This is a genomic window from Qipengyuania vulgaris (assembly GCF_009827325.1).
Lineage (GTDB): Bacteria > Pseudomonadota > Alphaproteobacteria > Sphingomonadales > Sphingomonadaceae > Qipengyuania > Qipengyuania vulgaris.
This window is the reverse complement of sequence record NZ_WTYC01000007.1, coordinates 12,080-38,617: the sequence shown is the minus strand read 5'-3', so window position 1 is coordinate 38,617 and position 26,538 is coordinate 12,080. Positions and strand designations below refer to the sequence as shown.

Below are 26,538 nucleotides of genomic sequence, written 5' to 3'. Positions count from 1 at the left end.
GATGGGCCATAAAAGCAATCCGATCGGTCTGCGCCTGCAGATCAACCGCACCTGGGACAGCCGTTGGTACGCCGAAGGGCGTGACTACGCCAAGTTGCTGTCCGAAGACATCGAGATCCGTAAGTTCATCATGGAGAACGCCGCTCAGGCAGCGATTTCGAAAGTCGTGATTGAGCGTCCGGCCAAGCTGTGCCGCATCTCGATTTATGCAGCGCGTCCCGGCGTCATCATCGGCAAGAAAGGTGCGGACATCGAAAAGCTGCGCACCAAGCTGTCGAAGATGACTGCAAGCGAAGTGAAGCTGAACATCGTCGAAATCCGCAAGCCGGAAGTCGATGCGAAGCTTGTCGCTCAAGGCATTGCCGATCAGCTGATCCGCCGTGTGGCTTTCCGCCGTGCGATGAAGCGCGCCATGCAGTCGGCCATGCGCCTTGGTGCCGAAGGCATCAAGATCATGTGTGGCGGCCGTCTCGGCGGTGCGGAAATCGCCCGCGTAGAACAGTATCGCGAAGGCCGCGTTCCGCTTCATACGCTTCGCGCCAACATCGACTATGCCGAAGCCGAAGCGCTGACCGCATATGGCATCATCGGCATCAAGGTGTGGGTCTTCAAGGGTGAGATTCTCGGCCATGACCCGACCGCGCAGGATCGTCTGATGATGGAATCGCAGACCTCCGGCGTCCGTCCGGCTCGCTGATTGCAGGTATAGGAAAGAACCATGCTGCAACCGAAGAAAACCAAGTACCGCAAGGCGTTCAAGGGCAAGATCCATGGCAACGCCAAGGGCGGCACCACGCTCAATTTCGGCTCGTACGGCCTGAAGGCCCTCGAACCCGAGCGTATCACCGCACGCCAGATCGAAGCGGCTCGCCGTGCGATCACGCGTCACATCAAGCGCCAGGGTCGTCTCTGGATCCGCGTCTTCCCCGACGTGCCGGTTTCCAAGAAGCCTGCCGAAGTCCGTCAGGGTAAGGGCAAGGGTTCGGTCGAGTACTGGGCAGCTCGCGTGAAGCCGGGCCGCATCCTGTTCGAACTTGACGGCGTTGCCGGCCCGCTGGCTGCCGAAGCGTTCAGCCGTGCAGCCATGAAGCTGCCGGTCAAGACCAAGGTCGTTGCCCGTCTGGGCGACACCTCGCACCTCGGAGGCGAATAATGAGCAAGATCGAAGATCTGCGCCAGAAGAGCGATGACCAGCTGGACGAAGAACTGACCAGCCTCAAGCGCGAGCAGTTCAACCTTCGCTTCCAGGCTGCCACCAACCAGCTCGAAGCTCCGGCTCGCATCCGCGAAGTCCGTCGTTCGATCGCCAAGATCAAGACGCTGCAGGGCGAACGCGCCCGCACAGCGGCAGCCAAGGCGTAAGGAGTAGACCATGCCCAAGCGTATCCTGATCGGGACCGTCACCTCCGACAAGACCGACAAGACCGTGACCGTGCTCGTAGAGCGTAAGGTGAAGCACCCTCTCTACGGGAAGATCATCCGTCGCTCGAAGAAGTACCACGCCCATGATGAGAAGAACGAGTACCAGCTCGGCGACGTCGTGCGCATCGAAGAAACCAAGCCGATCTCGAAAACCAAGACCTGGATGGTCAAGGATCGGGTGACGGCGGGCGGAACCCAGGCTGTCGAGGCTAACCTCGAAGTCGAAGCCGCAAGCAACTGACGTTTTAGGAACTGCCGGACTGGTTCCGGCAAGCCAATTGAGAAGGAACGGGATCGATGATCCAGATGCAATCCAATCTCGACGTCGCGGACAACAGCGGCGCCAAGCGCGTCCAGTGCATCAAGGTACTGGGCGGTTCGAAGCGCCGCACCGCGTCCGTCGGCGACGTGATCGTGGTTTCCGTCAAGGAAGCCCAGCCACGCACGAAGGTGAAGAAGGGCGATGTCCATCGCGCCGTCATCGTGCGTACGAGGAAGGACGTGCGCCGCCCGGATGGCAGCGTAATCCGCTTCGACAGCAATGCCGCTGTTCTCGTCAACAAGAACGAAGAACCGATCGGCACCCGGATCTTTGGCCCGGTGGTGCGCGAACTTCGCGGCCGCGGGTTCATGAAGATCATCTCGCTTGCTCCGGAGGTGCTGTAATGGCTTCCGCTAAGATCAAAAAGGGTGACAGCGTCGTAGTCCTGTCTGGCAAGGACAAGGGCAAGTCCGGCACCGTCGCGAAGGTCATGCCGAAAGAAGGCAAGGTCGTCGTCGAAGGCGTCAACATCGCTGCACGTCACCGCAAGCCGACCCAGCAGAACCCGCAGGGCGGCATCGACCGTTTCGAGGCGCCGATGTCGATCAGCAAGGTTGCTGTTGCCGATCCCAAGGATGGCAAGCCCACCCGCGTCCGTTTCGAAGAAAAGGACGGTAAGAAGGTGCGCGTTGCCGTGAAGAGTGGGGAGACCATCGATGGCTGATTACGCCCCCCGTATGAAGCAGCGCTTCGACGACGAGATCGTCAAGGCAATGACCGAAAAGTTCGGTTACAAGAACCGTCTCGAAGTTCCGAAGCTGGAAAAGATCACGCTCAACATGGGTGTGGGTGAAGCCAGCCAGGACAAGAAGAAGGTCCAGACCGCTGCGGAAGAAATGGCCAAGATTGCCGGTCAGAAGCCGGTTATCACCAAGGCCAAGAAATCGATCGCGCAGTTCAAGCTGCGTGAAGGCATGCCCATCGGTGCGAAGGTAACCCTTCGCCGCGAGCGCATGTACGAATTTCTCGACCGCCTCGTGACCATTGCAATGCCCCGCATCCGTGACTTTCGTGGCCTAAATGCCAAGTCGTTCGACGGTCGCGGCAATTACGCAATGGGACTTAAAGAGCAGATCATCTTCCCCGAAATCTCCTACGATCAAATCGAGAAGGTTCGGGGCATGGATATCATCGTAACCACCACGGCAAAGACCGACGAGGAAGCACGCGAACTTCTGCGTCTCTTCGGTTTCCCGTTCCCGGCTGAAAAGTCGGAAGAGAAGGAGGCGGCGTGAGCCGCCCCCGGATCGCAGGATAAGGAAGGAACTTAAGTCCAATGGCGAAACTGAGTTCGATCAACAAGAACGAGCGTCGTAAGAAGCTCGTCAAGCAGTATGCGGAAAAGTACGCGAAGCTTAAGGCTATCGCCGACGACGAGAGCCTCGATGAAGGCGAACGTCTGATGGCGCGCCTCAAGATGGCCGAGCTGCCCCGCAACGCTAATCCCACACGCGTGCGCAATCGCTGCGCCACCACCGGCCGCCCGCGCGGCTACTACCGCAAGTTCGGCCTCAACCGCATCGAACTGCGCGACCTCGGCAACAAGGGCCTGATTCCAGGCCTGACCAAGTCGAGCTGGTGAGGTACTGACAGATGGCTATGACCGATCCCCTGGGTGACATGCTCACCCGTATCCGCAACGGCCAGCAGGCGAAGAAGGACAGTGTCCTTTCGCCGGCTTCCAAGCTGCGTGCAAACGTTCTCGAAGTGCTCCAGCGCGAAGGCTACATCCGTGGCTACAGCGAAGACGCTTCGGGCAAGCACCCCGCGCTGCGGATTGAACTGAAGTATTTCGAGGGCGAACCTGCGATCAAGCATGTTGCCCGTGTCTCCAAGCCCGGCCGCCGCGTCTATGCGGGTTCGAAAGAACTCCCCGTAGTGCGCAACGGCCTCGGCATCACCATCGTCTCGACGCCGAAGGGTGTGCTTTCCGATGCGGAAGCCCGCACCGAAAACGTCGGCGGCGAAGTGCTGGCGGAGGTGTTCTGATGAGCCGCATCGGCAAACGTCCGGTGGCGATCCCAAGCGGGGTCACTGCCAATATCGAAGGCGACAAGCTGTCGGTGAAGGGTCCCAAGGGCACCCTTTCGATGGGCCTTTCCGAACTCGTGACCTACAAGCTCGAGAACGACGAAATCGCCGTCACCCCGGCTAACGATACCCGCGCCGCCCGCAACCACTGGGGTATGCAGCGCACGCTGGTCTCGAACCTGGTCGAAGGTGTTACCGAAGGTTTCACCAAGGTACTGGAAATCACGGGTGTCGGTTATCGTGCACAGGCTCAGGGCAAGAAGCTCAAGCTTCAGCTCGGCTATTCGCACGACGTCGATCTCGACGTTCCGGAAGGTATCGAGGTGAAGACCCCGGACCAGACGACCGTTGAAATCAGCGGTATCGACAAGCAGGCCGTGGGCCAGTTCGCGGCAAATGTCCGCAGCTGGCGCAAGCCCGAACCCTACAAGGGCAAGGGTATCAAGTATCGCGGCGAGTATATCTTCCGCAAGGAAGGGAAGAAGAAGTAAGATGGCAAAGCTTTCTCTTTTCGAACGTCGCCGTCGCCGCGTCCGCACTGCGCTTCGCAATCGTGCCGGTGGCAGGCCCCGTCTGTCGGTGCACCGCACCGGCAAGCACATCTACGCACAGATCATCGACGATGCTGCAGGCAAGACTGTTGCCGCAGCTTCGACGCTGGGTGCGAAGAGCTCGGGAGCGAATGTCGATGCGGCCAAGCAGGTCGGCACCGATATCGCTGCTGCCGCCAAGAAGGCCGGCGTGACCACCGTGGTGTTCGACCGCGGCGGCTTCCTGTTCCATGGCCGCGTCAAGGCGCTGGCCGACGCCGCCCGTGAAGGCGGGCTGGAGTTCTGATGATGGCTGACGACAACAAAAACGAAAACGCCGAGGCGGAAAACGCCGTGGCTGAAACTCCTGAAGTGGCGAAGGCTAAAGCCGATGCCGGTGTGGCGGAAGCCGAGACCGAGCATGCCGTGACCAAGGAAGAACCGGCGATCGCCGACACTCCTTCGGAAGCAGCTGCCAACCAGGACCCCGCACAGGGCGCCGAAGGCCAGCCGCGCGAGCGTGGTGGCCGTGGTGGCGGTGGCGGTCGCGGTGGCAACCGTGACGGTGGCCGTGGCCGTGGTGGCGGTGGTCGCGACAATCGTCGTGGCAACCGCCGCGAGGAAGAAGACGACGGCATCATCGAGAAGCTCGTCCACATCAACCGCGTCAGCAAGACGGTGAAGGGCGGTAAGCGCTTCGGTTTTGCTGCTCTCGTGGTTGTGGGTGACGGATCGGGCCGGGTCGGCTTCGGCAAGGGCAAGGCGCGCGAAGTGCCGGAAGCCATCCAGAAGGCTTCGGCTGCTGCTCGCAAGAGCATGATCCGCGTTCCGCTGAAGGAGGGCCGGACTCTCCATCACGACGGCAACGGTCGCTTCGGTGCTGGCAAGGTTACCCTGCGTACTGCGCCTCCGGGTACCGGTATCATCGCCGGTGGTCCGATGCGTGCCGTGTTCGAAAGCCTCGGCGTTGCCGACGTGGTGACCAAGTCGGTCGGCACTTCGAACCCCTACAATATGATCCGCGCCACGTTCGACGCGCTGACCGAACAGACTTCGCCGAAGTCGGTTTCTCAGCGTCGCGGCAAGAAGGTCGCAGACCTGCTTGGCCGTGGTGGCGCTTCGGAGGCAGAGGCTGAAGCCGACGCCGCCGCTATCGCGGAGTAATTGAGATGGCGAAGAACAAGAGCATCAAGCTCAAGCAGATTGGTTCGCCAATCCGCCGGCCCGAAAGCCAGCGCAAGATCCTGATCGGTCTTGGCCTCAACAAGATGCACAAGATCGTCGAACGCCAGGACACCCCCGAGGTGCGCGGCGCAGTCGCCAAGGTGCCGCATCTGGTGGCGATCGTCGAAGACTAAGTCTTCGGTGATTACAATTTGACGGGGGCGGCCTGCTGCGATAGCGGGCCGCTTCCATTTTACAGCGCGAACAAAAGCGAAAGCGAGTGCACACTATGAAACTGAACGACATCCGCGACAATCCCGGTGCCCGCAAGGAGCGCATCCGCGTCGGCCGAGGCATCGGTTCGGGCAAGGGCAAGACCGGTGGACGTGGCCAGAAGGGCCAGAAGGCACGCTCGGGCGTCGCCATTAAGGGCTTCGAAGGCGGCCAGATGCCGCTCCACATGCGCCTGCCGAAGCGCGGCTTCAACAACCCGTTTGGCAAGGATTATGCTGAAGTGAATCTGGGCATGGTCCAGAAGTTCATCGACGCGAAGAAGCTCGATGCCAAGAAGGACATCGACCACGCTGCGCTGAAGGCCGCTGGCCTCGCTCGCGGTGGTAAGGACGGCGTCCGCCTGCTAGGCAAGGGTGAACTCAAGACCAAGGCGAAATTCATCGTCGACGGCGCTTCCAAGGGGGCCATCGAGGCGGTTGAAAAGGCTGGCGGTTCGGTCGAAGTGATCGATCGCGGCGAAAGCGAAGCCGAGAAGAAGGCCAAGCGGACCGCAGCCAACAAGGCCAAGAAGTCCAAATAATTGATGGAAATCGGGGAGCAGGGTTCGACATTCGTCGTCCTGCTCCCTATCTGTCCGGTCTACGCCGGGACGGGCCGGCGACAAGCTAGGATCGAAGACGACCAATGGCATCACGCGCCGATAGTTTCGCGAGCAACATAAGCCTCGCCAATTTCTCCAAGGCCACGGAGCTGAAGAACCGCATCTGGTTCACCATCGGTGCGCTTATCGTCTTCCGTTTCCTGAGCTTCGTGCCGCTGCCGGGAATCAATGCCAGTGCATTGAACCAACTCGCCGACCAGACCCGGGGCGGCGTGCTCGACATGTTCAACATGTTCACCGGCGGCAGCCTCGAACGCATGAGCCTCATCGCGCTCGGCGTCATGCCCTACATCACCGCTTCGATCGTCGTGCAGATGGCCTCTGCTCTGCACCCGACTCTCGCCGCGATGAAGAAGGAAGGCACTGTCGGGCGGCAGAAGCTTAACCAATACACACGCTACGGCACCGTTTTTCTCTGTACTATCCAGGGCTGGTTCCTCGCCGCAGGGCTCGAAAGCTACGGCGCATCCAGCGGTATCGCCGCGGTGGTTGATCCAGGCTACATGTTTCGTGTCGGAGCGGTGATCAGCCTGGTTGGCGGAACCATGTTCCTTTTGTGGCTCGGTGAGCAGATCACCAGTCGCGGAATCGGTAACGGCGTATCGCTCATCATCATGGCCGGCATCGTCGCCCAGTTCCCGACTTTCGTCTCGAACATGGCGTCGGGCTACAGCGAAGGCTCAATCGCGACGGGTATTCTGCTCGGTTTCATCGTGATGGTCGTGGGCCTGATCCTGCTGATCAGTTTCTTCGAGCGCGCCCAGCGTCGCTTGCTGGTCCAGTATCCGAAGCGCGCAACGCAGCGCGGCATGATGCAGGCGGATCGTTCGCACTTGCCACTCAAGCTCAACACCGCCGGCGTGATTCCACCGATCTTTGCCAGCTCGCTGTTGCTGCTGCCGCTTACGATCACACAGTTCGCGGGTAATTCGCTGGATACCGAAAGTACCACCGGTGGAGCGTTGCAGACGGTTCTGCAGTACCTCCAGCACGGCCAGCCGCTCTACATGACCCTCTATGCGGTCGGAATCATCTTCTTCTGCTTCTTCTACACCGCGGTTGTCTTCAACCCGGAGGAGACGGCCGAGAACCTGAAGAAGAATGGCGGCTTCGTCCCGGGCATCCGTCCAGGCAAGCGGACCGAGGAATATCTCGACTACGTCCTTACTCGCATCACCGTGATCGGCGCGATCTACCTGACATTCGTTTGCGTTGTGCCCGAGTATATGATTGCTCAGACCGGCGTTCCGCTGTTTCTTGGCGGCACGAGCCTGCTGATCGTCGTGAACGTCACGGTCGATACGATCAGCCAGATCCAATCGCACCTGCTGGCACACCAGTATGGCGATCTCATCAAGAAGGCCAAACTGAAGGGCCGCCTGCGTTAAGGCAGGTTACTCGAGGAAGGGGACCTCTCTCGATGGACATCATTCTTCTTGGCCCTCCGGGCGCGGGCAAGGGCACGCAGGCGCATCGCCTGGTCGAGCATCACGGCATGATGCAGCTGTCGACCGGCGATATGCTTCGCGAAACGCGCAAGGCCGACACGGAGTTGGGCCGAAAGGTTGCCGATATCATGGATTCGGGTGGTCTCGTCTCAGACGACATCGTTTCCGCGATGATCGATGCCAAGCTCATGGACATGGGCCCGGAAATCGGCGCTATCTTCGATGGCTATCCGCGCACGGCGGCACAGGCCGAACAACTCGATGCAATTCTCGCCAGACATGGCCGCAGCCTCGACCATGTCATCGAGCTCGAGGTCGACGAGGATGCCTTGGTCGAGCGCATCACCGGACGCTTTAGCTGCGCGAATTGCGGCACGGGTTATCACGATATGTTCAAGCAGCCGAAGGTTGAGGGCGTGTGCGACGAATGCGGCGCAACGGAATTCAAGCGGCGTCCTGACGATAATGAAGAAACGGTGCGTCACCGCATGTCGGTCTATCGCAACGAAACGGCGCCCATCCTTCCGGGGTACGAAAAGCGAGGCATCGTGAAGCGCATCGACGGCATGGGCGCCATTGATGACGTTACGCACGCCATCGACACAATTCTCGCTTGACGCTTTTCAAAACGAGCACGGTTCCATAGACACCTCCGGCGAAGGAGGGGTTTATGAGGGCATTTGCAAGTCTGGTTGGCGCCGCGGCGCTTGGGCTGGCTACACCTAGCATGGCCGATGTCGAGGCTGTGAGCGAGCAGGGCTTCGTCACAAGGGACGTGGCCACCCTCGCAGCCACGCCGCGGCAAGTCTGGCTTGCGCTCATCAAACCGGCCGACTGGTGGAACGACGACCACACATGGTCGGGCGATGCCGCCAATCTGTCGCTGGTCCCCAGTGCGGGCGGCTGCTTCTGCGAAGCCATACCGGGAGAGGGAGATATCCCGCTCGACGGTAGCGCACGACATGCTGTCGTTGTTCAGGCGATCCCCGACAAGGCGCTTCGCTTGCGGGGAGGCCTGGGTCCGCTCCAGGCCGTTCCCGCGACGGGCGTACTCACTATTTCGCTGGAGGAAATCGAAGGCGGCACCAAGGTGACATGGGAATACAATGTCGGCGGCCAAATGGGTTTTGAGATCGACGCAATTTCCAAAGCGGTCGATGGGGTCATGAGCCAGCAATTGCGCGGGCTGAGCGACCTGCTTGGAACTCTTCCAGGCAATGCGTCCTCGAGGGACGACAGTTAGGTCTAAAGCGGAACCGCGTTCATCGGCATAGATTGTGGGAGTGCAGGCTACGGGTTGAAGGGCTGGACCGCAACCAGCCATCGCATCGAGACTCGGTCGCAGGAACTCCCGGCCATCCGGGACAAGCAGTGAGGCGCGGCATGGCATCCGTCTACGACAGACATGTGGATCTTCCGACTTTCATGGAAGGCGTAAGAAAGCGCAATCCAGGCCAGAACGAGTTTATCCAGGCGGTCCATGAGGTCGCACAGGATGTCTTCGAGTTCATCGAGGACAAGGAAGAGTATCACGAAGCGCAGATACTGCGCCGCATCGCCGAGCCCGACCGGGTCGTGTCGTTCCGGGTCTGCTGGGAAGACGACAATCACAATATCCGCGTGCAGCGCGGATGGCGGGTCCAGAACAACAACGCGATCGGTCCCTACAAAGGCGGCATCCGCTTTCATTCGAGCGTCAACGAGAGCGTGTTGAAGTTCCTCGCCTTCGAGCAGACATTCAAGAATTCTCTGACGGGCTTGCCGATGGGTGGCGGGAAGGGTGGAGCCGACTTTAATCCCAAGGGAAAGAGCGACAGCGAGGTCATGCGCTTCTGCCAGGCCTTCATGACCGAACTTTATCGTCATATCGGGCCAGATACGGATGTGCCTGCAGGTGACATCGGGGTGGGCTCCCGGGAAATTGGCTACATGTTTGGGCAGTACAAGCGCATCACCAACCGTTGGGAAGGTGTGCTCACTGGCAAGGGAACCGAATATGGCGGCTCCAAGATGCGGCCAGAGGCGACCGGCTACGGAGCCGTCTACTTCCTTCGCGACATGCTGAAGTATTCCGGTCAGCACGTGGAAGGGAAGACTGCCGTGCTTTCGGGTTCTGGGAATGTCGCAATCCACGCGGCGGAGAAACTTCTCCAGCTTGGCGCCAAGGTCGTCAGGTTATCGGACAGCGACGGCTTCATTCACGATCCCGATGGGATCGATCAGGAGAAAATTGATTGGGTCAAGCGTCTCAAGAACGAGAGGCGCGGCCGCATCAGCGAGTATGCCGACCATTTCACAGGGGCCACGTTCCACGGCGATAGTCGCCCCTGGAATGTGAAATGCGACGTTGCTTTGCCATGCGCGACTCAGAACGAACTGGACGAGGAGGATGCCAAGGCGTTGGTAAAGGATGGCTGCATCGCTGTTTCCGAAGGTGCCAATATGCCCACCACTCTGGAGGGTGTGCGGGTTTTCCACGATGCCCAGATACTGTACGGGCCCGGAAAGGCTGCCAATGCCGGAGGTGTTGCGGTATCAGGTCTCGAAATGAGCCAGAATGCGGAGCGTATCAGTTGGAACCATGAACGGCTCGGCGAGATGCTGACCGAGTTGATGGAGGGCATTCACGAAAAGTGCGTGGAACACGGTGAAAACGGCGACTATGTGGATTACGTGCGAGGTGCCAACATCGCCGGTTTCAAGAAAGTCGCCGACGCGATGCTCGCCTTTGGTGTGATGTAGGTTTTTGACGGGCGCTCAGCGACTTGCTACACAGGGTTGAAACCTTGCGCTGGCTGCCCATATCGGCGGTCTTGCGTGATGGCGCGCGCTGGCGGTTGACCTGTTAAGCGAATCCTACTAAGCGCGCCATTCATTCGACACTTTCGGTGAGTCCGGCAGGCGATAGCCATTGTGCACGCCATCCGGGCTTTTTGCGCTACCGGCGTCCGTTGATGTCAATGAAAACAAAGCGTTGAGATAGGGTCCCGCTTAAAAGGACCCTGTGGAGCATGGAGATTTAAGTGGCTCGTATTGCCGGGGTAAACATCCCCACCAACAAGCGCGTTATCATCGCGCTCACCTATATTCACGGTATCGGCCGGACCAAGGCTGTGGAGATCGCCGACAAGCTTGGCATAGATCACGCATCGCGTGTCCAGGACCTTTCCGACGAGGAAATCCTGCGCGTTCGTGAGACGATCGACGCAGAGCATATGGTCGAGGGCGACCTTCGTCGCAATACCGCGATGAACATCAAGCGCCTGATGGACCTGCGTTCCTATCGTGGCCTTCGTCATCGTTCCGGCCTGCCCGTTCGCGGCCAGCGCACCCACACCAACGCCCGCACCCGTAAGGGTAAGGCCAAGCCGATCGCCGGCAAGAAGAAGTAGGCTTCGGTTCGTCCGAACGCTTTTCCCTTCTTGAGAATATAGAGGAATACACATCATGGCACGCGAACCCGGCCGCGTTAGGCGCCGCGACAAAAAGAATATTTCAAGCGGTGTTGCGCACATCAACGCCAGCTTCAACAACACGATGATCACCATCACCGATGCACAGGGCAATGCGATCAGCTGGTCCAGTGCAGGCATGATGGGCTTCAAGGGCAGCCGCAAGTCGACTCCCTATGCAGCACAGGTTGCCGCCGACGACGCGGGCCGCAAGGCTGCCGAACACGGTGTGCGTACCCTCGAAGTCGAAGTGAAGGGCCCCGGTTCGGGCCGTGAGAGCGCACTGCGCGGTCTTGCGGCAGTGGGCTTTACCATCACTTCGATCCGCGACGTGACGCCGATCCCGCACAACGGGGTTCGTCCTTCCAAGCGTCGCCGCGTCTGATCCGTACCTGCCTGGTGGCTCGGATCCGCTGAGCCACCGACACTTTCCACGGACCGGACGCTCGAATGAGAGCTCCGGTCCTGCCCGCATCCACACCAGGGGAAATCCATGTCCGTCAACATCAAGAACTGGCAGGAACTCAAGAAACCCAACACCCTCGACATCAAGGACGGTGGCGACAAGGCTCGCAAGGCGACCTTCGTGGCCGAGCCGCTTGAGCGCGGCTTCGGCCTCACGCTCGGCAACGCGCTTCGCCGCGTGCTCCTGTCCTCGCTCCAGGGCGCAGCCATAACCTCGATCAAGATCGAGAACGTGCTGCATGAATTTTCCTCGCTCGCCGGCGTGCGCGAGGACGTCACCGATATCGTTCTGAACGTGAAGCAGATCGCACTCAAGATGGAAGGCGAAGGCATGAAGCGCCTTCAGCTTTCGGTCACTGGTCCAGGCGAAGTGAAGGCTGGCGATATTGCCGTGACCGGCGATATCGAAGTGATGAACAAGGATCTCGTGATCTGTCACCTCGACGAAGGCGCGACGCTCAACATGGAGCTGACGGCCGACACCGGGAAGGGTTACAGCCCCGCCGTGATGAACCGTCCGGTCGATGCACCGATCGGTCTCATTCCGGTCGACAGCCTGTATTCGCCAGTTCGTCAGGTGAGCTACAAGGTCGACAACGCCCGCGTCGGGCAGGAACTCGATTACGACAAGCTCTCGCTGACCATCGAAACCGACGGCACCGTCACTCCGGAAGACGCCGTGGCCTACGCTGCGCGCATTCTTCAGGACCAGTTGACGCTGTTCGTACACTTCGAAGACGGCATCCCGCAGCCGACCAGTGGTATGATCGGTCAGGCTGCCGAGCCGCAGGAAAGCGACACGAACCAGCTCAACCGTTACCTTCTCAAGAAGGTCGACGAATTGGAACTGTCGGTGCGTTCGGCCAACTGCCTCAAGAACGACAACATCATCTACATCGGCGACCTGGTCCAGAAGACCGAGGCCGAGATGCTCCGTACGCCGAACTTCGGCCGCAAGTCGCTCAACGAGATCAAGGAAGTCCTGAGCTCGATGGGTCTGCGCCTCGGCATGGACATCCCGGGCTGGCCGCCCGAGAACATCGAGGAAATGGCTAAGAAGCTCGAACAGGAGCTGCTGGGCTAAGACCTTGCATCGGGGATTGGGCCGGACCCCTTAATCCGGCCCGTATCGGGCTACCTAGAACGGGCCCCCTACGAACGAAGGAAAGTTGAAATGCGTCATAAGATCTCTGGCCGCAAGCTGCAGCGCAAGACCGGCCACCGTAAAGCCCTGTTCCGGAATATGAGCGCTGCGCTCATCAAGCACGAACAGATCCTCACCACGCAGGCGAAGGCCAAGGAACTGCGTCCCTACATCGAAAAGCTGATAACGTTGGCAAAGCGCGGCGGCCTTTCGAACCGCCGCCTTGCGATGAGCAAGCTGGGCGACGAAACGCAGCTCAAGAAGCTGTTCGACATTCTGGCAGACCGTTATTCGGACCGTGAAGGCGGCTACACCCGCGTCATCAAGGCCGGCTACCGCGGCAGCGACGCTGCTGCCATGGCCGTGATCGAATTCGTCGACCGTGACGTGGACGCAAAGGGACAGGACAGCGGACCAGTGATGGCCGAAGAGGAAATGGAAGACGCGTAAGCGATTTCACATCGAGACAAGCGGGGCCGGGGGAGAAATCCTCCGGCCCTTTTGTTTGCACGGCTTGGAATTCGCCATAAGCAGTGCGGTAGCTCACGACAGGGATCCCCAATGTGATGACGGTGATCGCGAGGATATCACTCCGTTTGCACGTAACCTGTTAGAATCAATGACCAATCAGTATTCAGAAAAATGCTGCACATTATGAACAGCTGCTGCAATGGTGATTCAGCCTCGTCTCATTGCGAATCACCTAAAACCTCAATCAACCGAGGCAATCCCGCCCCGGTAGAGATGAGGAGAACCTCACGTGACCAACTATTTTAAGAACTTTGCGAAGGGTGGGATCGCAACCGCTACCGTCGGTGCCATGGCGCTTGCTGGGGCCACTCCCGCAATGGCCCAGGGCTATGATGATGACGACGATGGAATTTCCGTCGGCGAGGTAATCGCAGGCGCTGTAATCATCGGTGGTATTGCCGCCATTGCCAACTCCGCCAGCAAGGATCGTGATCATTATCGCGACGGACGTTATTACCGCGATGGACGCTATTACAATAATGGGCGAGACTATCGGCGTGACGCCTATCGCTATCGCGGCAATCCGCGTGCTGCGGTCAACCGGTGCGTAGCCGCTGCGAAGCAGGATGCGGGCCGATACGGCTATCGCTACGCTCAGGTCACTGAAATCCGTGACGTGGATGACACCCGCTATGGCTGGAAGGTCAAGGGCCGTATCGTGGTCGACGGCAACTACCGCGGCGGCCGCTACGATCGCAATGGCTATAGGGACCGGAATAATCGCTACCAGCGCTGGAATGACCGCGATAGCGGGAAGTTCACCTGCTACATCGAGCGTGGTCGGGTAAGCAATGTCGACTACAGCGGCATTCGCGGACTTCGCTAAAACCGCTTCCAATCATACTACGGCCCGGGCTTCATTGTCCGGGCCGCTTTTTTATGCGGTTCAGCCGCGCTAAAGCCTTTCGCGCGCATGAACCGGACATCGTTAGACGAATCGTGCCAGGTGGGGGTGCATTCAACAGGGATCGGTCATGCCGCAATTGAAGAACCTCGCCGCCGCGCCAGCCATGTTTGCAGCGCTTTCTCTTACCATCGTACCGGCTCACGCTGCAGAATTGCCAGTATCGCCGTCACTGCCCGCACATGCCTCGGCCGTTCCGGTGCTCGATGTGGAAGCCTCGCAGACTGCCGAACATCGCCGCTATCATCGCTATCGTTATCGTCGCGGACCCGGACTGGGGGACGTGATCGCAGGCGTGCTCATCGTCGGCGCGATTGCGCAGGTGGCCAAAGCTGCCACGCGCGATGACCGGCGCGACCGCGAGCGCGACTACCGTCGCGATGCGCAGTGGGACGAAGAGAGCGGCATCGATCGCGCGGTCCAGATGTGCGTCGACGCCGTGGAGCGGGAACGCCGCATCGAAACTGTCGAGCGCGCGGATCGCACGGCGCGCGGATGGATGGTCGAAGGCACGATATTCAACGGCGACCGCTTCAGCTGTTCCATCGACGAGAGCGGCAGAATTGACCGCATCGATTTCAGCGGCGGTGGTGCAGGCTACGAATACGGCGAGCCTGACTATGAGGATGATTACGAGGGCGCGGAGTACCGGGGCGATGATCGCGCCTACGAAGCGGATGACCGCGATGAAGACGACGGACAGTGGGAAGACGATCGCTACGCCTCCGAATGGAGCCGCGTAGAAGGCGAAGCGATGGCAACTCCAGTTCCGTCGGAGCCTTCCTATCCCGGCGGCCCCGCAGCGGCGGATGACGAACTCGAAGGCGATCTCGAAATCGGCACCGGCTATCCGGGCGTCGGCGCCTAATCGGCTTTTTGCCCTCGCTCGTCATAGGCGGGCAGGGCTAAGTTCAACAGGATCGCGGCGAGCCGAAGGGCGAACCCTGCAAGCGCAGCCGCGATCCACGTCCACCAGTTCATGATACCGGCCAGAGTGCCAGCGACCGTCAGGCTGGCCGAAAGCGCGGCCGCGGTCACGTAGAGTTCCGGGCGCATCAGTATCGACGGACGGCCCGCGAGCACATCGCGGAGCATTCCGCCGACGGTTCCGGTGATCACGCCCATCAGCACGCTCGGGATGGGCGGAACGCCATATTGCAGGGCCTTGGCCGTACCCAGGACCGCGTAGGCTGCCAGCCCGGCACCGTCGGCGATGGACAGGAACTTTCCTTCCCACCAGCGCGTCGGCGTGAACCAGGCGAATAGCGCGACGCCCAGACAGATCGCGGCTACCCAAGGGTCCGTAATCCAGAAGACCGGCGCACCGATCAGCAGGTCGCGCACCGTTCCTCCACCCACACCTGTAACGAGCGCAAAGAAGGCCAGCGTCACGAATGTCTGCCGTTCCTTGGTCGCCACCAATGCGCCCGTGAGCGCGAAGATCGCCACGCCGGCGAGATCGAGCCAGTCCAGAACCGGGGTGAGGATTTCCTCGTTCACTCTGGAGCCTGCGGTTTTGCCTTGCGCCGCCGGAACATGAGCACGCAGCCGAGCAATGCACCGAGGACCGACAGCAGCGCGAAGACGATCAGGATCGGGTGGCTGGTATCCTCACGCGTTTCCAGGTCCATTATGTGCAGGCCCCACATGAAGTCGAAGGTGCGCCACCATTCGGTTCGTACCGCTTCGATCGCGCCGGTCTCCGTGCCGACATAGACATGCGTTCCATCGGCCAGCGCGACCTGCCACACGGGTATCGGCCTGCGGAAGTCGAAGGGAACGTCTTCGGCTGCGTATCGAGCAGTGCCGACCACCTCGTCACCCCCCACGATGCCTTCCTCGACGATCATGCGCGCCTCGATCTCCGAAAGCGGCGCCATTTTTGCCCCGTTCGCGCGAAAGCGTTCGCTGGTGCCGTCTATGTAGGTGATGCGCGTCACCGTTTCGCCCCGTTCGACCAGAGTCGTTACCGAACGGACTGGTTCGGTGCTCTCGGCAGGCAGCGAAACCGCTATATTCGTATCGCGGGGAAGGGCGGTTTCCGCCACCTCCTTGCGCAAATGGTTGCCGCGCACTTCCTCGATCGGCTTGATCACCATCACCAAGCCGGTGACCGTCCACATCAGGACCGGAACCCCGACCAGCCAGCCAAGCCAGATGTGCCATTTTGCATAGCGCTGCATCATGCGCTGATTTGCCATTCAATTCGCTCCCGTCGTCGGCGCGCAGGTTTGGCGATCTGCGATCAGGAGTGCAAGACCCGGCCGATCTCTTCCGCGGCCTGGATGCATGAAAGGTCTGACCAGCGCGGGCCGATCACCTGCATACCGCAGGGCAGGCCGCCGCTTTCCCCGATCGGCAGGACCGTCGATGGCAGGTTGGGGAAGGTTGCGAGACCCGCCCAGCAGAGGCCCGCTGCGCCGGGAACTTCCCGGCCATCAATCTCGATCGTCCCGTCGAACACGCGCGTCTTGGTGTTCGGTACTGCGAGGACAGGGGCAGGCGGCGCGAGGACGAAGTCATAGTCCTCGTACACGCGCTCCCATGCCAGTTCGTTGCGGGCTTGCTTATCGAGAAGGTCGAACCAGTCGGTCGCGCTGGCTCGCTTGCCATCCTTCGCCGGAGCGCCGCGCGCCATCGCGATATTGAGCATGCGCATGTAATCGCCTTGCTGCCGGTCGAGATCGGGAATGAGGTCGCTCGATCGATCCACTTTGACTCCGGCAGATTCCAGGGCGGCGGCGGCCTGTTGGATCAGCGTTCGAACCGCGCTGTCGGTAGGACAGGACGGGTGATCCGCGATCACGAGAACGCGGCAGGATTTGAGCGGCTTTTCGCGCTTGGACAGCGGGAGGCTGGCGGTGATGCGGAGGAGTGCAGCGAGATCGGCGGCGCTGCGTGCCAGCGGCCCCGCAATCGACAGCGCGCCGTCATGCGCGCCGCGCCCGGCCAGGGGATGTTCGTGGCCTTGCTTGCTGATCAGGCCCCAACTCGTCTTGTGACCCCATATGCCGCAGAAATGAGCCGGAACGCGCACGGACCCGCCGATATCGGTACCGAATTCGCAGGGCACCATTCCGCTGGCCACGGCAGCCGCCGATCCGCCGGATGACCCGCCGGGAGAACGTTCGTGATCGTGGGGGTTGTGCGTCCGGCCATAGACAGGGTTGGCGGACTGCCAGTCGGCAAGGTCGGGCGGGACATTGGTCTTGCCCAGGAAAATGACGCCTGCCTGCTTGAGCAGCCGCACGACGCGAGCATCGGTGCTGGCGATATTGCGGGCGTATTCCTCGTGACCCCAGCAGGTTGGGAGTCCCGCGATATCAAAGCTTTCCTTGATGGTCATGGGCACGCCGAAAAGGGGCTGGTCCTTGCCAGCGCCTTCGCGGGTCATCGCCGTGGCAGTGTCTCGTGCGCGATCGAAATCGCATACGACGACAGCATTGATGTGCGCATCGAGCTGTTCGATCCGCGCAATCGCGCCGTCCACCGCCTCGAGCGGGGAAATATCCCCGCGCGCGACCATCGCTGCAGCTTCCAGGGCTCCGGGCTGGTTGGTCAGCACTGGAAAGTTCATGCCCATGTTTCCTCCCGACTTTCTCGCCCCGATTCGGGGAGACATGGACCGGGTGTTACACTGTCCAGAGCCAAAATAGTCATCCCCCACGCTGAAAGCGCTATCAGCAATGGGAATAGCGCCGACCGACGCGGTAGGACACCCCTTCTGCGATTACAGGGAGGCTGACGCGAAGGGAACCGTTCGCTGTCCCTGAACCTCTTGACCGCCGACCGATCAGATGTGGATCGGCTTGCCCTGGACTGCCATCGCCGCTTCCTTGATAGCTTCCGAATGGGTCGGGTGGGCGTGACAGGTGTAGGCAATATCCTCGCTGGTGGCGCCGAATTCCATTGCCTGTGCGGCCTGCGCGATCATCGTTCCAGCAACGCTGGCAATCGCCCATACGCCGAGAACGCGGTCGGTTTCGGCTTCGGCAATGACCTTCACGAAACCGTCGGGCTCGTGATTGGTCTTGGCGCGGCTGTTGGCCATCATCGGGAACTTGCCGACCTTCACCTTGGCCTTGTCACCGCCCATTTTTTCGATGGCTTCTTCCGTGGTCAGGCCGACACCGGCGAATTCGGGCCAAGTGTATACCACGCCCGGAATGATATCGTGGTTCACGATTCCGGTCTGTCCGGCCACGTTTTCTGCGCAGGCGATGCCTTCGTCTTCGGCCTTGTGCGCCAGCATCGGGCCGGGGACGACGTCGCCGATGGCCCACACGCCATCGACCTTGGTGCGGAAATCGTGATCGGTTTCGATCTGGCCGCGCTTGTTGGTTTCAAGGCCGATCGCCTCGAGGCCGAGACCGTCGGTATTGGGACGGCGGCCGATCGAGACCAGCACGCAATCGGCTTCCAGTTCCTCGCTGTCGCCGCCAGCGGCGGGTTCGAGTGTGAGGGTGGCCTTCTTGCCCTTGACGGTGCAGCCGGTGACCTTGGTCGACAGGCGCAGTTCCATGCCCTGTTTCTTGAAGATCTTGGCGGCTTCCTTGCGGACGTCGTCGTCCATGCCGGGCAGCAGCTTGTCGAGATATTCGACAACGATCACTTCGGAACCAAGGCGGCGCCAGACCGAACCGAGTTCGAGCCCGATCACGCCGCCGCCGATGACGACCATCTTCTTCGGGACGGAGGCAAGTTCGAGCGCGCCGGTGGAATCGACCACGATCTGCTTTTCGTTATCGACTTCGACACCCGGAAGCGGGGTGACCGAGGAACCGGTCGCGATGATCACATCCTTGGCGGTGACCGTTTCGTCACCCACCTTGACGGTGTGCGCATCCTGGAAGGTGGCATGGCCCTTCTTCCAGTCGACCTTGTTCTTCTTGAACAGGAACTCGATGCCGCCGGTAAGGCCCTTCACCGCATCGCGGCGCTGGTCGTGCATCTTGTCGAGGTTCAGCTTGGGCGCGACCTCGATGCCCATGTCGGCCATCGTACCGTTCGACGCGGCGTCGAAGAACTCGGACGCATGGAGCATCGCCTTCGACGGGATGCAGCCCACGTTGAGGCAGGTTCCGCCCAGCGTCTCGCGGCTTTCGGCGCAGGCGGTCTTCAGGCCCAGCTGTGCAGCGCGGATCGCGGCAACATAGCCGCCGGGGCCGGAGCCGATGACAAGGACGTCGTAGCCGTAATTCTGATCAGCCACCGATTTCCTCCGCTGGCGTAGTTTCACTGGACGTGCCGGGCTGGGCACTCGTGCTTTCGGCACAATCGTTCACGATGCCTTCGATCCGCTCGCGGCTCACGTCTTCCATGGTGAGGTCGGGATCGGAAACGAAGGTGTCCGCGCTGCATTGGCACACTTCGGACACGCGGCCCGAAACGATACCGGCATTTTCCGAAATCTGCTCGCACTGCGCGGCAACCGCGTTGCGAACTTCGCCTTCGACGGCTTCACCCGCGATCTGGGTCGCAGCGTCACAGCCCGCGAGGGCAGTTGCCGCAGCGATTATCAGGGTAGCGCGTTTCAACATTTCGGTTCCTTTTTGGAGCATCACAGGTCGATCAGCATCCGGGTCGGATCCTCGATCGCTTCCTTGATGATCTTCAGCGCAGTAACCGCTTCGCGGCCGTCGATCAGGCGGTGGTCGTAGGACAGGGCGATATACATCATCGGGCGGATGACGATCTCGCCATCGACGACGACCGGACGGTCTTCGATGCGGTGGAGGCCGAGGACCGCGCTCTGCGGCGGGTTGATGATCGGGGTCGACATCAGGCTGCCGAACACGCCGCCATTGGAAATGGTGAAGGTACCGCCCTTCATGTCATCCATCGTCAGCGTGCCGTCCTTGGCGCGCTTGCCGAAGTCGGCGATGTCCTTCTCGATCCGCGCGAAGCCCTTGTCCTGAGCATCGCGGATAACCGGGACGACGAGGCCGTTGGGAGCCGACACGGCGACCGAGATGTCGACATAGTCGTGATAGACGATCTCGTCGCCTTCGATATAGGCGTTGACGGAGGGGACGTCTTTCAGCGCCAGACATGCGGCCTTGGCGAAGAAGCCCATGAAGCCGAGCTTGATGTCGTGCTTCTTGGCGAAGAGGTCCTTGTATTTCTCACGCGCTTCGATGACCGCGCTCATGTCGCAGTCGTTGAAGGTGGTGAGCAGCGCGGCATTGTCCTGCGCACCCTTGAGCCGCTTCGCGATCGTCTGGCGCATGCGCGTCATCTTGACGCGTTCCTCGCGGCGCTCGCCGGTTGCGGCAGCGGCCGGTGCGGAGGAGGCCGGAGCGGGGGCGGGGGTGTCGCCTTTCGCCCCATCCTTTTTCGACTGAGCGGCGGCGATCACATCTTCCTTCGTCAGGCGGCCATCTCTGCCGGTGCCCTTGATGGTCGAGGGGTCGACCCCGTGTTCGAGCACTGCGCGGCGGACCGCCGGCGAAAGCGTTTGCGAACTGTCGGATGTGGCCGTTTCCTTGGCGGTCGTCGCTTCCTTCGCCTGAGCCGGAGCAGCCTTTTCGACACCTGCGTCCGGTGCTTTTGCCTCTGCCTTGGGTTCGTCCGAAGATTTGGCTGCCGCCGCGCCTTCCTCGACGATGGCGAGCACTGCGCCGACTTCGACCGTGTCGCCCACGGCAACCTTGAATTCCTTGATCACCCCGGCGACCGGCGAGGGGGCCTCCACGGCCACCTTGTCGGTTTCGAGGCTGACGATCGGCTCATCCACTGCCACGCTGTCGCCGACGCTCTTCAGCAATTCGCCGATGGTGGCTTCGGTAACGCTCTCGCCGAGCGTGGGGACTTTGATTTCGGTGGCCATGTATTCGGTTTCCTCTTCAGGCCTCGATCAATTGCAATCGCTGCGAACGTTGGGGACATCGCCGCCATTCAGCCCGAGCGCGATGTTGACGAGCGCTTCCTGCTGGATCTGGTGGCGGCTGGCAAAGCCGGTGGCGGGCGATGCGGCCACTTCGCGTCCGGCATAGCAGGGGCGCATCCCCTTCTTGCCGGCCTTGTCTGCGGCTTCCTCGATCAGGCGATCGACGAAGAACCACGCGCCGTTGTTCTTGGGCTCTTCCTGGCACCAGACGATGGTCTCCAGGTTGGGCATGCGTTCGAGCCGAACGGCGAGAGGCTCGCCCGGGAAGGGGTAAAGTTGCTCGATCCGGACGATGGAAACGTCGTCGAGCTCCGCTTCGTTGCGCCGCTGCATCAGGTCGTATGAGACCTTGCCGCTGCAGAGCACCAGGCGCTTCACCTTCTTGTCGTCGATCTCGGTCAGGTCCGACTTGATGCGCATGAAGTGATGGTCGCCCATGAAGTCTTCGGCATTCGACTTCGCCAGCGGGTGGCGCAGCAGCGACTTGGGCGTCATGATGACCATCGGCTTGCGGAACGGGCGCAGCATCTGGCGGCGCAGCGCGTGGAAATAGTTCGCGGGGGTGGTGATGTTCATCACCTGCATGTTGTCGTTGGCGCACAGCTGCAGGAAACGCTCGAGACGCGCGGAGCTGTGTTCCGGCCCCTGGCCTTCGTAGCCATGCGGCAGCAGCAGGACGAGGCCGTTCGCACGCAGCCATTTGACTTCGCCCGCGGCAAGGAACTGGTCGATGATGATCTGCGCGCCGTTTACGAAGTCGCCGAACTGCGCTTCCCACATCACCAGCGATTTCGGGTCCGCCATGGCGAAACCGTATTCGAAGCCCAACACGCCGTATTCGGAAAGCGGGCTGTCATAGACCTCGAACTTGCCGTGCGGCAACGTGGTAAGCGGGATGTATTTGCGCTCGTCCTTCTGGTCGATCCAGACGGCGTGCCGCTGGCTGAACGTCCCGCGGCCCGAATCCTGGCCCGACAGGCGGACACCGAAGCCTTCGGTCACGAGACTGCCGAAAGCCAGCGCTTCGCCGGTTGCCCAGTCGAACCCTTCGCCGCTGGCGAACATTTCGCGCTTGGCATCGAGAACGCGGCCCAGCGTCTTGTGGATCGTGATGTCATCCGGAACGGTGGTCAGCGCCCGGCCGAGGCTGTCGAACAGCTTCTTCTCGATCGCGGTTTCGACGTTGCGGCGCGCGGTTTCCGGATCGGCAGGCTTGTTCATGCCCGCCCAGCGTCCACCGAACCAGTCGGCCTCGTCGGGCTTGTAGTCCTTGGCGGCGGCGAATTCTTCCTCGAGATGCGCGTTGAATTCCTCGCACAGCCCGTCGGCATAGCCCTTCTCGATCACGCCTTCGTCTTCGAGGCGCTTCGTGTAGAGCTCGCTCACCTTGGGATGGGCGCGGATCGCGTCATACATCAGCGGCTGGGTGAATTTCGGCTCGTCGCCCTCGTTGTGGCCGAAGCGGCGATAGCACCACATGTCGATCACGATGTCGCGGCCGAAGGTCTGACGATATTCGATCGCGAGCTTGCAGGCGAAGGTTACCGCTTCAGGATCGTCTCCGTTGACGTGCAGGATCGGTGCCTGAATGCCCTTGGCGACGTCGCTCGGATAGGGGCTCGACCGGCCGAACTGCGGGCTGGTGGTGAAACCGATCTGGTTATTGATGACGAAGTGCAGGCAGCCGCCGGTGTTGTAACCGCGAACGCCCGAGAAGCCGAGGCATTCCCACACGATGCCCTGTCCGGCAAAGGCGGCATCGCCGTGGAGAAGCACCGGCAGGACCTGCTCGTGCTGCTTCAGATCGTCACGGATCGCCTGCTGCGCGCGGGTCTTGCCGAGCACGACCGGGTTCACCGCTTCCAGATGGCTCGGGTTGGGCACGAGGCTCATATGCACGTCGATGCCGTCGAAGGTACGATCGGTGCTGGTGCCGAGGTGGTATTTCACATCGCCCGAACCACCAACATCGTCGGGGTTGGACGAACCGCCCGAGAATTCGTGGAAGATGACCTTGTAGGGCTTGCCCATCACGTTCGCGAGGACGTTCAGCCGGCCGCGGTGGGCCATGCCGTAGATGATTTCGCGCACGCCGAGCTGGCCGCCGTACTTGATCACGGCTTCGAGCGCGGGGATCATGCTCTCGCCGCCATCGAGGCCGAAACGTTTGGTACCGACGTATTTCTTGCCGAGGAACTTCTCGTACTGCTCGCCGCGGATCACGGCGGCGAGGATGGCGCGCTTGCCTTCCTCGGTGAACTGGATCGTATCCTCGGGCGTCTCGAACTTATCCTGCAGGAACCGGCGTTCCTCGGTGTCCGAGATATGCATGTATTCGAGGCCGACCTTGCCGCAATAGGTTTCGCGCAGCACGCGGTAGAGCTCGCCCACCGTTACCCATTCGAAACCGAACACGCCGCCGACATAGACCTCGCGGTCCTCCTGTCCGGCGAACTCGTGCCATTCCAGCGTAAGGTCCTCGGGGATATTGCGGTGCGACAGCCCCAGCGGATCGAGATCGGCCGCAAGGTGGCCGCGCACGCGGTAGAGGCGCACCAGCAGCATCGCACGGATGCTGTCGTCGGCAGCCTGCGCGATCGCCTTCGGATCATTCGGCTTGCCGGCCTTTTCGGCTGCCTGCGCGACCGCGAGCCGCATCTGCGTGGGATCAAGCGCCGCGGTAAGATCCGCGCCGCTGTCGACCACCTCTGCCAGCCAGCGGGGATTGCCCCAGCTGGGTCCGGCTTGCGGGCCTTCCTGGTCGCCCATTTCGGGCAGGAAGTTCTGGCTCTCGTTACCCATTATCAGTCCTCATGGAGAAGGAGCGTTTGGCGGTTACGCCAGTTCCTTCAGCATCGCATCAAGCGTCGTGCCAAGTTCGCTGGGGGAGGGCGAAACGCGAATTCCCGCAGCTTCCATCGCAGCGATCTTGTCGTCCGCGCCGCCTTTGCCGCCCGAAACGATTGCACCGGCATGGCCCATGCGGCGGCCCGGAGGCGCCGTGCGACCCGCGATGAAACCGACCATCGGCTTCTGGCGGCCCTTTGCTGCCTGTTCCTTGATGAATTCGGCTGCTTCTTCTTCCGCGCTGCCGCCGATTTCGCCGATCATGATGATCGACTTCGTAGCATCGTCGTCGAGGAAGAGGTCGAGCACGTCGATGAAATTGGTCCCGTTGACCGGGTCGCCGCCAATGCCGACCGCAGTGGTCTGGCCGAGGCCGACCATGGTGGTCTGGTGAACGGCTTCGTAGGTCAGCGTGCCCGAGCGCGAGACCACGCCGACGCTGCCCTTCTTGAAGATGGAACCGGGCATGATGCCGATCTTGCATTCTTCAGGGGTCAGGACGCCGGGGCAGTTTGGACCGATCAGGCGCGACTTCGAACCTTCGAGCGCAGCCTTGACGCGCACCATGTCGAGCACCGGAATGCCTTCGGTGATGCAGACGATCAGTTCCATCTCGGCATCGATCGCTTCGCAGATTGCGTCAGCGGCGAACGGCGGCGGAACGTAGATGCAAGAAGCGGTCGCACCGGTTTCGGCCTTGGCTTCGCGCACGGTGTTGAAATTGGGCAGGCCGATATGCGTGGTGCCGCCTTTGCCGGGCGTCACACCAGCAACCATCTGCGTCCCGTAATCGAGCGCCTGCTGCGTGTGGAAAGTGCCCGTGTCGCCGGTCATCCCCTGGGTGATGACCTTGGTGTTCTTGTCTACGAGGATGCTCATTCGGCCTCTCCTGCTTCAGTAACAATTATTCGGAAATCGGAATTCGATAGCATTGGTTCGGGCAAAACCATTGCCACCGCGTTGTCGAAATAATGGGCTCGCATACCCTCATGGGGTTTGGCTTCACCGAACTTCTCGACGAGCACGGTATCTAGCGATTGTGTCGTCGACTCATCGGCAAGCCAACCTTCAACCAAGCAGCCGCTGCTTCCCCCTTCATTGAACACGATCCTGATGAGCGGGTGAGTTCTATCTTTGCCAAAGACAGTAGGCTTTTCCGGTAGCGGATTGTCGGTCATATCGACCTCTACCTCCTGCCATCCGAGCGACACGAGTAGATTCTCCTCCAGACCTTCGCCTGTTGTCGCCTGAGCGCAATCTTTGATAGCGGCAACGACTTTAGGCGGCTCTGTGACCGTCGGTTGGGCTAGGGCGCTTGCCGGAACCAGAAGCGCCGCTACCCCAACGAAGGGTGGAAATCGCATCACGTCAAGCTCTCGTCCAGACCCCTGCAGGCCTCCAGCAGTTCTTCGACCGCGTCGGTGGAGACCTTGAGATTGCTCTTTTCTTCGTCCGACAGTTCGATCTCGATCACCTCTTCGGTGCCGCCTGCGCCGATCATGGTCGGGACGCCGACATAGAGCCCGTCGAGACCGTACTTGCCTTCGACATAGCTGGCGCAGGGCAGGATACGCTTGGTGTCACCGAGATAGGCTTCGGCCATGGCGATCGCGCTGGTTGCGGGGGCGTAATAGGCGGAGCCGTTGCCGAGCAGGCCGACGATTTCACCGCCGCCCTTGCGGGTGCGGTCCACGATTTCGTCGATGCGGCTTGCCGACACGCCCTTGATCTTGGCGAAGTCGTTGACCGGAATGCCGTTGATCGTGGTGTAGCTGGAGACGGGCACCATGGTATCCCCGTGGCCGCCGAGGACGAAGGCGTTCACGTCCTTCACCGACACGTCGAATTCCCACGCGAGGAAAGTGGCGAAACGCGCGCTGTCCAATACGCCGGCCATGCCGACGACCTTTTTGTGCGGCAGGCCGCTGAATTCGCGCAGCGCCCAGACCATCGCGTCGAGCGGGTTGGTGATGCAGATCACGAACGCGTCGGGGCAGTTGTTCTTGATGCCTTCGCCGACGGCCTTCATCACCTTGAGGTTGATGCCGAGCAGGTCGTCGCGGCTCATGCCGGGCTTGCGCGGCACGCCTGCGGTCACGATCACCACGTCCGCGCCGGCGATATCGGCGTAATCGTTGGTGCCGGTGATCTTCGCGTCGAAACCTTCGATCGGGCCGCACTGGCTGAGATCGAGCGCCTTGCCCTGCGGCATGCCTTCGGCGATGTCGAACAGGACGATGTCGCCCATTTCCTTTTTTGCGGCGAGATGGGCGAGGGTTCCGCCGATCATGCCGGAGCCGATAAGCGCGATCTTCTTGCGTGCCATTGGGGGATGCGTCCTTCCGAGCGTCGCGGGACCGTAAATGCCTGGACCGCTATGGCGCACGTAAGTCCCGCGTGGGTACGCGCGCCCGGTGTTTCGGGTGGCGACCTAGGCTTGGGAGAGGGGGATTGCAACCGCAAAGACCCGGCACAAACCAACTATCTTTGCAAA

At 61.0% G+C, this 26,538-nt stretch carries 34 protein-coding genes; 24 read left to right on the top strand and 10 right to left on the bottom strand.

What is annotated here, in order from left to right; genetic code table 11:
* The first annotated feature begins 1 nt into the window (after position 1).
* The 24 genes from rpsC to GRI69_RS12450 all read left to right on the top strand — a co-directional run bounded on the left by rpsC (position 2) and on the right by GRI69_RS12450 (position 15,176).
* The gene (gene rpsC, locus GRI69_RS12565) at positions 2 to 697 is read left to right on the top strand and encodes a 30S ribosomal protein S3 (protein WP_160728629.1); all 696 of its coding nucleotides are present in this window, start codon (positions 2 to 4) and stop codon (positions 695 to 697) included.
* A gap of 21 nt (positions 698 to 718) precedes the next feature.
* Positions 719 to 1,153: a 50S ribosomal protein L16 gene (rplP, locus tag GRI69_RS12560; protein ID WP_040963569.1), complete on the top strand. Its 435-nt coding sequence runs from the start codon at positions 719 to 721 to the stop codon at positions 1,151 to 1,153.
* Positions 1,153 to 1,362 (top strand): 50S ribosomal protein L29, encoded by a 210-nt coding sequence (gene rpmC / locus GRI69_RS12555; RefSeq protein ID WP_160728628.1) that lies wholly within the window; start codon positions 1,153 to 1,155, stop codon positions 1,360 to 1,362. Before rplP ends, rpmC begins: the two co-directional genes overlap by 1 nt.
* Positions 1,363 to 1,372: 10 nt before the next feature.
* Positions 1,373 to 1,663 carry a 30S ribosomal protein S17 gene (rpsQ, locus tag GRI69_RS12550; RefSeq protein WP_160728627.1) on the top strand — a complete coding sequence of 97 codons (291 nt, stop codon included), beginning with the start codon at positions 1,373 to 1,375 and terminating at the stop codon, positions 1,661 to 1,663.
* 56 nt (positions 1,664 to 1,719) lie between these two features.
* Positions 1,720 to 2,088 carry a 50S ribosomal protein L14 gene (gene rplN / locus GRI69_RS12545; protein ID WP_138615862.1) on the top strand — a complete coding sequence of 123 codons (369 nt, stop codon included), beginning with the start codon at positions 1,720 to 1,722 and terminating at the stop codon, positions 2,086 to 2,088.
* Positions 2,088 to 2,408, top strand: a complete 321-nt coding sequence (gene rplX / locus GRI69_RS12540) for a 50S ribosomal protein L24 (protein ID WP_160728626.1) — start codon at positions 2,088 to 2,090, stop codon at positions 2,406 to 2,408. The genes rplN and rplX overlap by 1 nt, the downstream gene beginning before the upstream one ends.
* Positions 2,401 to 2,979, top strand: coding sequence for a 50S ribosomal protein L5 (gene rplE, locus GRI69_RS12535; protein WP_160728625.1), 579 nt, complete (start codon positions 2,401 to 2,403; stop codon positions 2,977 to 2,979). The genes rplX and rplE overlap by 8 nt, the downstream gene beginning before the upstream one ends.
* A gap of 41 nt (positions 2,980 to 3,020) precedes the next feature.
* The gene (gene rpsN, locus GRI69_RS12530; RefSeq protein ID WP_160728624.1) at positions 3,021 to 3,326 is read left to right on the top strand and encodes a 30S ribosomal protein S14; all 306 of its coding nucleotides are present in this window, start codon (positions 3,021 to 3,023) and stop codon (positions 3,324 to 3,326) included.
* Between the two features lie 11 nt (positions 3,327 to 3,337).
* Positions 3,338 to 3,733, top strand: a complete 396-nt coding sequence (rpsH, locus tag GRI69_RS12525; protein ID WP_160728623.1) for a 30S ribosomal protein S8 — start codon at positions 3,338 to 3,340, stop codon at positions 3,731 to 3,733.
* Positions 3,733 to 4,266 (top strand): 50S ribosomal protein L6, encoded by a 534-nt coding sequence (rplF, locus tag GRI69_RS12520; RefSeq protein WP_160728622.1) that lies wholly within the window; start codon positions 3,733 to 3,735, stop codon positions 4,264 to 4,266. The genes rpsH and rplF overlap by 1 nt, the downstream gene beginning before the upstream one ends.
* A gap of 1 nt (position 4,267) precedes the next feature.
* Positions 4,268 to 4,612: a 50S ribosomal protein L18 gene (gene rplR / locus GRI69_RS12515; protein ID WP_160728621.1), complete on the top strand. Its 345-nt coding sequence runs from the start codon at positions 4,268 to 4,270 to the stop codon at positions 4,610 to 4,612.
* Positions 4,612 to 5,469, top strand: coding sequence for a 30S ribosomal protein S5 (gene rpsE, locus GRI69_RS12510; protein ID WP_202392012.1), 858 nt, complete (start codon positions 4,612 to 4,614; stop codon positions 5,467 to 5,469). The genes rplR and rpsE overlap by 1 nt, the downstream gene beginning before the upstream one ends.
* A 5-nt stretch (positions 5,470 to 5,474) precedes the next feature.
* Positions 5,475 to 5,663: a 50S ribosomal protein L30 gene (gene rpmD, locus GRI69_RS12505; protein ID WP_160728620.1), complete on the top strand. Its 189-nt coding sequence runs from the start codon at positions 5,475 to 5,477 to the stop codon at positions 5,661 to 5,663.
* A 95-nt stretch (positions 5,664 to 5,758) separates the two neighbouring features.
* Positions 5,759 to 6,283, top strand: coding sequence for a 50S ribosomal protein L15 (rplO, locus tag GRI69_RS12500; RefSeq protein WP_160728619.1), 525 nt, complete (start codon positions 5,759 to 5,761; stop codon positions 6,281 to 6,283).
* 104 nt (positions 6,284 to 6,387) lie between these two features.
* Positions 6,388 to 7,752, top strand: a complete 1,365-nt coding sequence (gene secY, locus GRI69_RS12495; protein ID WP_160728618.1) for a preprotein translocase subunit SecY — start codon at positions 6,388 to 6,390, stop codon at positions 7,750 to 7,752.
* 32 nt (positions 7,753 to 7,784) lie between these two features.
* Positions 7,785 to 8,429, top strand: coding sequence for an adenylate kinase (locus GRI69_RS12490; RefSeq protein ID WP_160728617.1), 645 nt, complete (start codon positions 7,785 to 7,787; stop codon positions 8,427 to 8,429).
* Between the two features lie 53 nt (positions 8,430 to 8,482).
* Positions 8,483 to 9,055 carry an SRPBCC domain-containing protein gene (locus GRI69_RS12485; RefSeq protein ID WP_160728616.1) on the top strand — a complete coding sequence of 191 codons (573 nt, stop codon included), beginning with the start codon at positions 8,483 to 8,485 and terminating at the stop codon, positions 9,053 to 9,055.
* A gap of 140 nt (positions 9,056 to 9,195) precedes the next feature.
* Positions 9,196 to 10,554: an NADP-specific glutamate dehydrogenase gene (gene gdhA, locus GRI69_RS12480; RefSeq protein ID WP_160728615.1), complete on the top strand. Its 1,359-nt coding sequence runs from the start codon at positions 9,196 to 9,198 to the stop codon at positions 10,552 to 10,554.
* A gap of 281 nt (positions 10,555 to 10,835) precedes the next feature.
* Positions 10,836 to 11,204: a 30S ribosomal protein S13 gene (rpsM, locus tag GRI69_RS12475; RefSeq protein ID WP_160728614.1), complete on the top strand. Its 369-nt coding sequence runs from the start codon at positions 10,836 to 10,838 to the stop codon at positions 11,202 to 11,204.
* 55 nt (positions 11,205 to 11,259) lie between these two features.
* Positions 11,260 to 11,649: a 30S ribosomal protein S11 gene (gene rpsK, locus GRI69_RS12470; protein WP_006831904.1), complete on the top strand. Its 390-nt coding sequence runs from the start codon at positions 11,260 to 11,262 to the stop codon at positions 11,647 to 11,649.
* A 108-nt stretch (positions 11,650 to 11,757) separates the two neighbouring features.
* Positions 11,758 to 12,813: a DNA-directed RNA polymerase subunit alpha gene (locus tag GRI69_RS12465; RefSeq protein ID WP_160728613.1), complete on the top strand. Its 1,056-nt coding sequence runs from the start codon at positions 11,758 to 11,760 to the stop codon at positions 12,811 to 12,813.
* A gap of 90 nt (positions 12,814 to 12,903) precedes the next feature.
* Positions 12,904 to 13,323, top strand: coding sequence for a 50S ribosomal protein L17 (gene rplQ, locus GRI69_RS12460; protein ID WP_160728612.1), 420 nt, complete (start codon positions 12,904 to 12,906; stop codon positions 13,321 to 13,323).
* A 310-nt stretch (positions 13,324 to 13,633) separates the two neighbouring features.
* Complete coding sequence (locus GRI69_RS12455) at positions 13,634 to 14,230, top strand: hypothetical protein (protein WP_160728611.1); 597 nt, start codon at positions 13,634 to 13,636, stop codon at positions 14,228 to 14,230.
* Between the two features lie 148 nt (positions 14,231 to 14,378).
* Positions 14,379 to 15,176: a hypothetical protein gene (locus GRI69_RS12450; protein ID WP_160728610.1), complete on the top strand. Its 798-nt coding sequence runs from the start codon at positions 14,379 to 14,381 to the stop codon at positions 15,174 to 15,176.
* Here the strand turns inward: GRI69_RS12450 and GRI69_RS12445 are convergent.
* The 10 genes from GRI69_RS12445 to mdh all read right to left on the bottom strand — a co-directional run bounded on the left by GRI69_RS12445 (position 15,173) and on the right by mdh (position 26,370).
* Complete coding sequence (locus GRI69_RS12445) at positions 15,173 to 15,808, bottom strand: TRIC cation channel family protein (RefSeq protein WP_160728609.1); 636 nt, start codon at positions 15,806 to 15,808, stop codon at positions 15,173 to 15,175. The two genes, GRI69_RS12450 and GRI69_RS12445, sit on opposite strands and share 4 nt — an antisense overlap.
* Positions 15,805 to 16,509, bottom strand: a complete 705-nt coding sequence (locus GRI69_RS12440; RefSeq protein ID WP_160728608.1) for a PepSY domain-containing protein — start codon at positions 16,507 to 16,509, stop codon at positions 15,805 to 15,807. Before GRI69_RS12440 ends, GRI69_RS12445 begins: the two co-directional genes overlap by 4 nt.
* Positions 16,510 to 16,553: 44 nt before the next feature.
* Positions 16,554 to 17,885 carry an amidase family protein gene (locus GRI69_RS12435; RefSeq protein WP_160728607.1) on the bottom strand — a complete coding sequence of 444 codons (1,332 nt, stop codon included), beginning with the start codon at positions 17,883 to 17,885 and terminating at the stop codon, positions 16,554 to 16,556.
* A gap of 216 nt (positions 17,886 to 18,101) precedes the next feature.
* Positions 18,102 to 19,520 carry a dihydrolipoyl dehydrogenase gene (gene lpdA / locus GRI69_RS12430; protein WP_160728606.1) on the bottom strand — a complete coding sequence of 473 codons (1,419 nt, stop codon included), beginning with the start codon at positions 19,518 to 19,520 and terminating at the stop codon, positions 18,102 to 18,104.
* Positions 19,513 to 19,848, bottom strand: coding sequence for a hypothetical protein (locus GRI69_RS12425; RefSeq protein WP_160728605.1), 336 nt, complete (start codon positions 19,846 to 19,848; stop codon positions 19,513 to 19,515). The genes lpdA and GRI69_RS12425 overlap by 8 nt, the downstream gene beginning before the upstream one ends.
* A gap of 20 nt (positions 19,849 to 19,868) precedes the next feature.
* Complete coding sequence (gene odhB / locus GRI69_RS12420) at positions 19,869 to 21,137, bottom strand: 2-oxoglutarate dehydrogenase complex dihydrolipoyllysine-residue succinyltransferase (protein ID WP_160728604.1); 1,269 nt, start codon at positions 21,135 to 21,137, stop codon at positions 19,869 to 19,871.
* Positions 21,138 to 21,164: 27 nt separating this feature from the next.
* Positions 21,165 to 23,999, bottom strand: a complete 2,835-nt coding sequence (locus GRI69_RS12415; RefSeq protein WP_160728603.1) for a 2-oxoglutarate dehydrogenase E1 component — start codon at positions 23,997 to 23,999, stop codon at positions 21,165 to 21,167.
* Positions 24,000 to 24,032: 33 nt separating this feature from the next.
* Positions 24,033 to 24,923, bottom strand: a complete 891-nt coding sequence (gene sucD, locus GRI69_RS12410; protein WP_160728602.1) for a succinate--CoA ligase subunit alpha — start codon at positions 24,921 to 24,923, stop codon at positions 24,033 to 24,035.
* Positions 24,920 to 25,411 carry a hypothetical protein gene (locus GRI69_RS16140; protein WP_237453098.1) on the bottom strand — a complete coding sequence of 164 codons (492 nt, stop codon included), beginning with the start codon at positions 25,409 to 25,411 and terminating at the stop codon, positions 24,920 to 24,922. Before GRI69_RS16140 ends, sucD begins: the two co-directional genes overlap by 4 nt.
* A complete protein-coding gene (gene mdh / locus GRI69_RS12400; protein ID WP_160728600.1) occupies positions 25,408 to 26,370 on the bottom strand; it encodes a malate dehydrogenase in 963 nt (320 codons plus the stop codon). Before mdh ends, GRI69_RS16140 begins: the two co-directional genes overlap by 4 nt.
* Positions 26,371 to 26,538 lie beyond the last annotated feature (168 nt).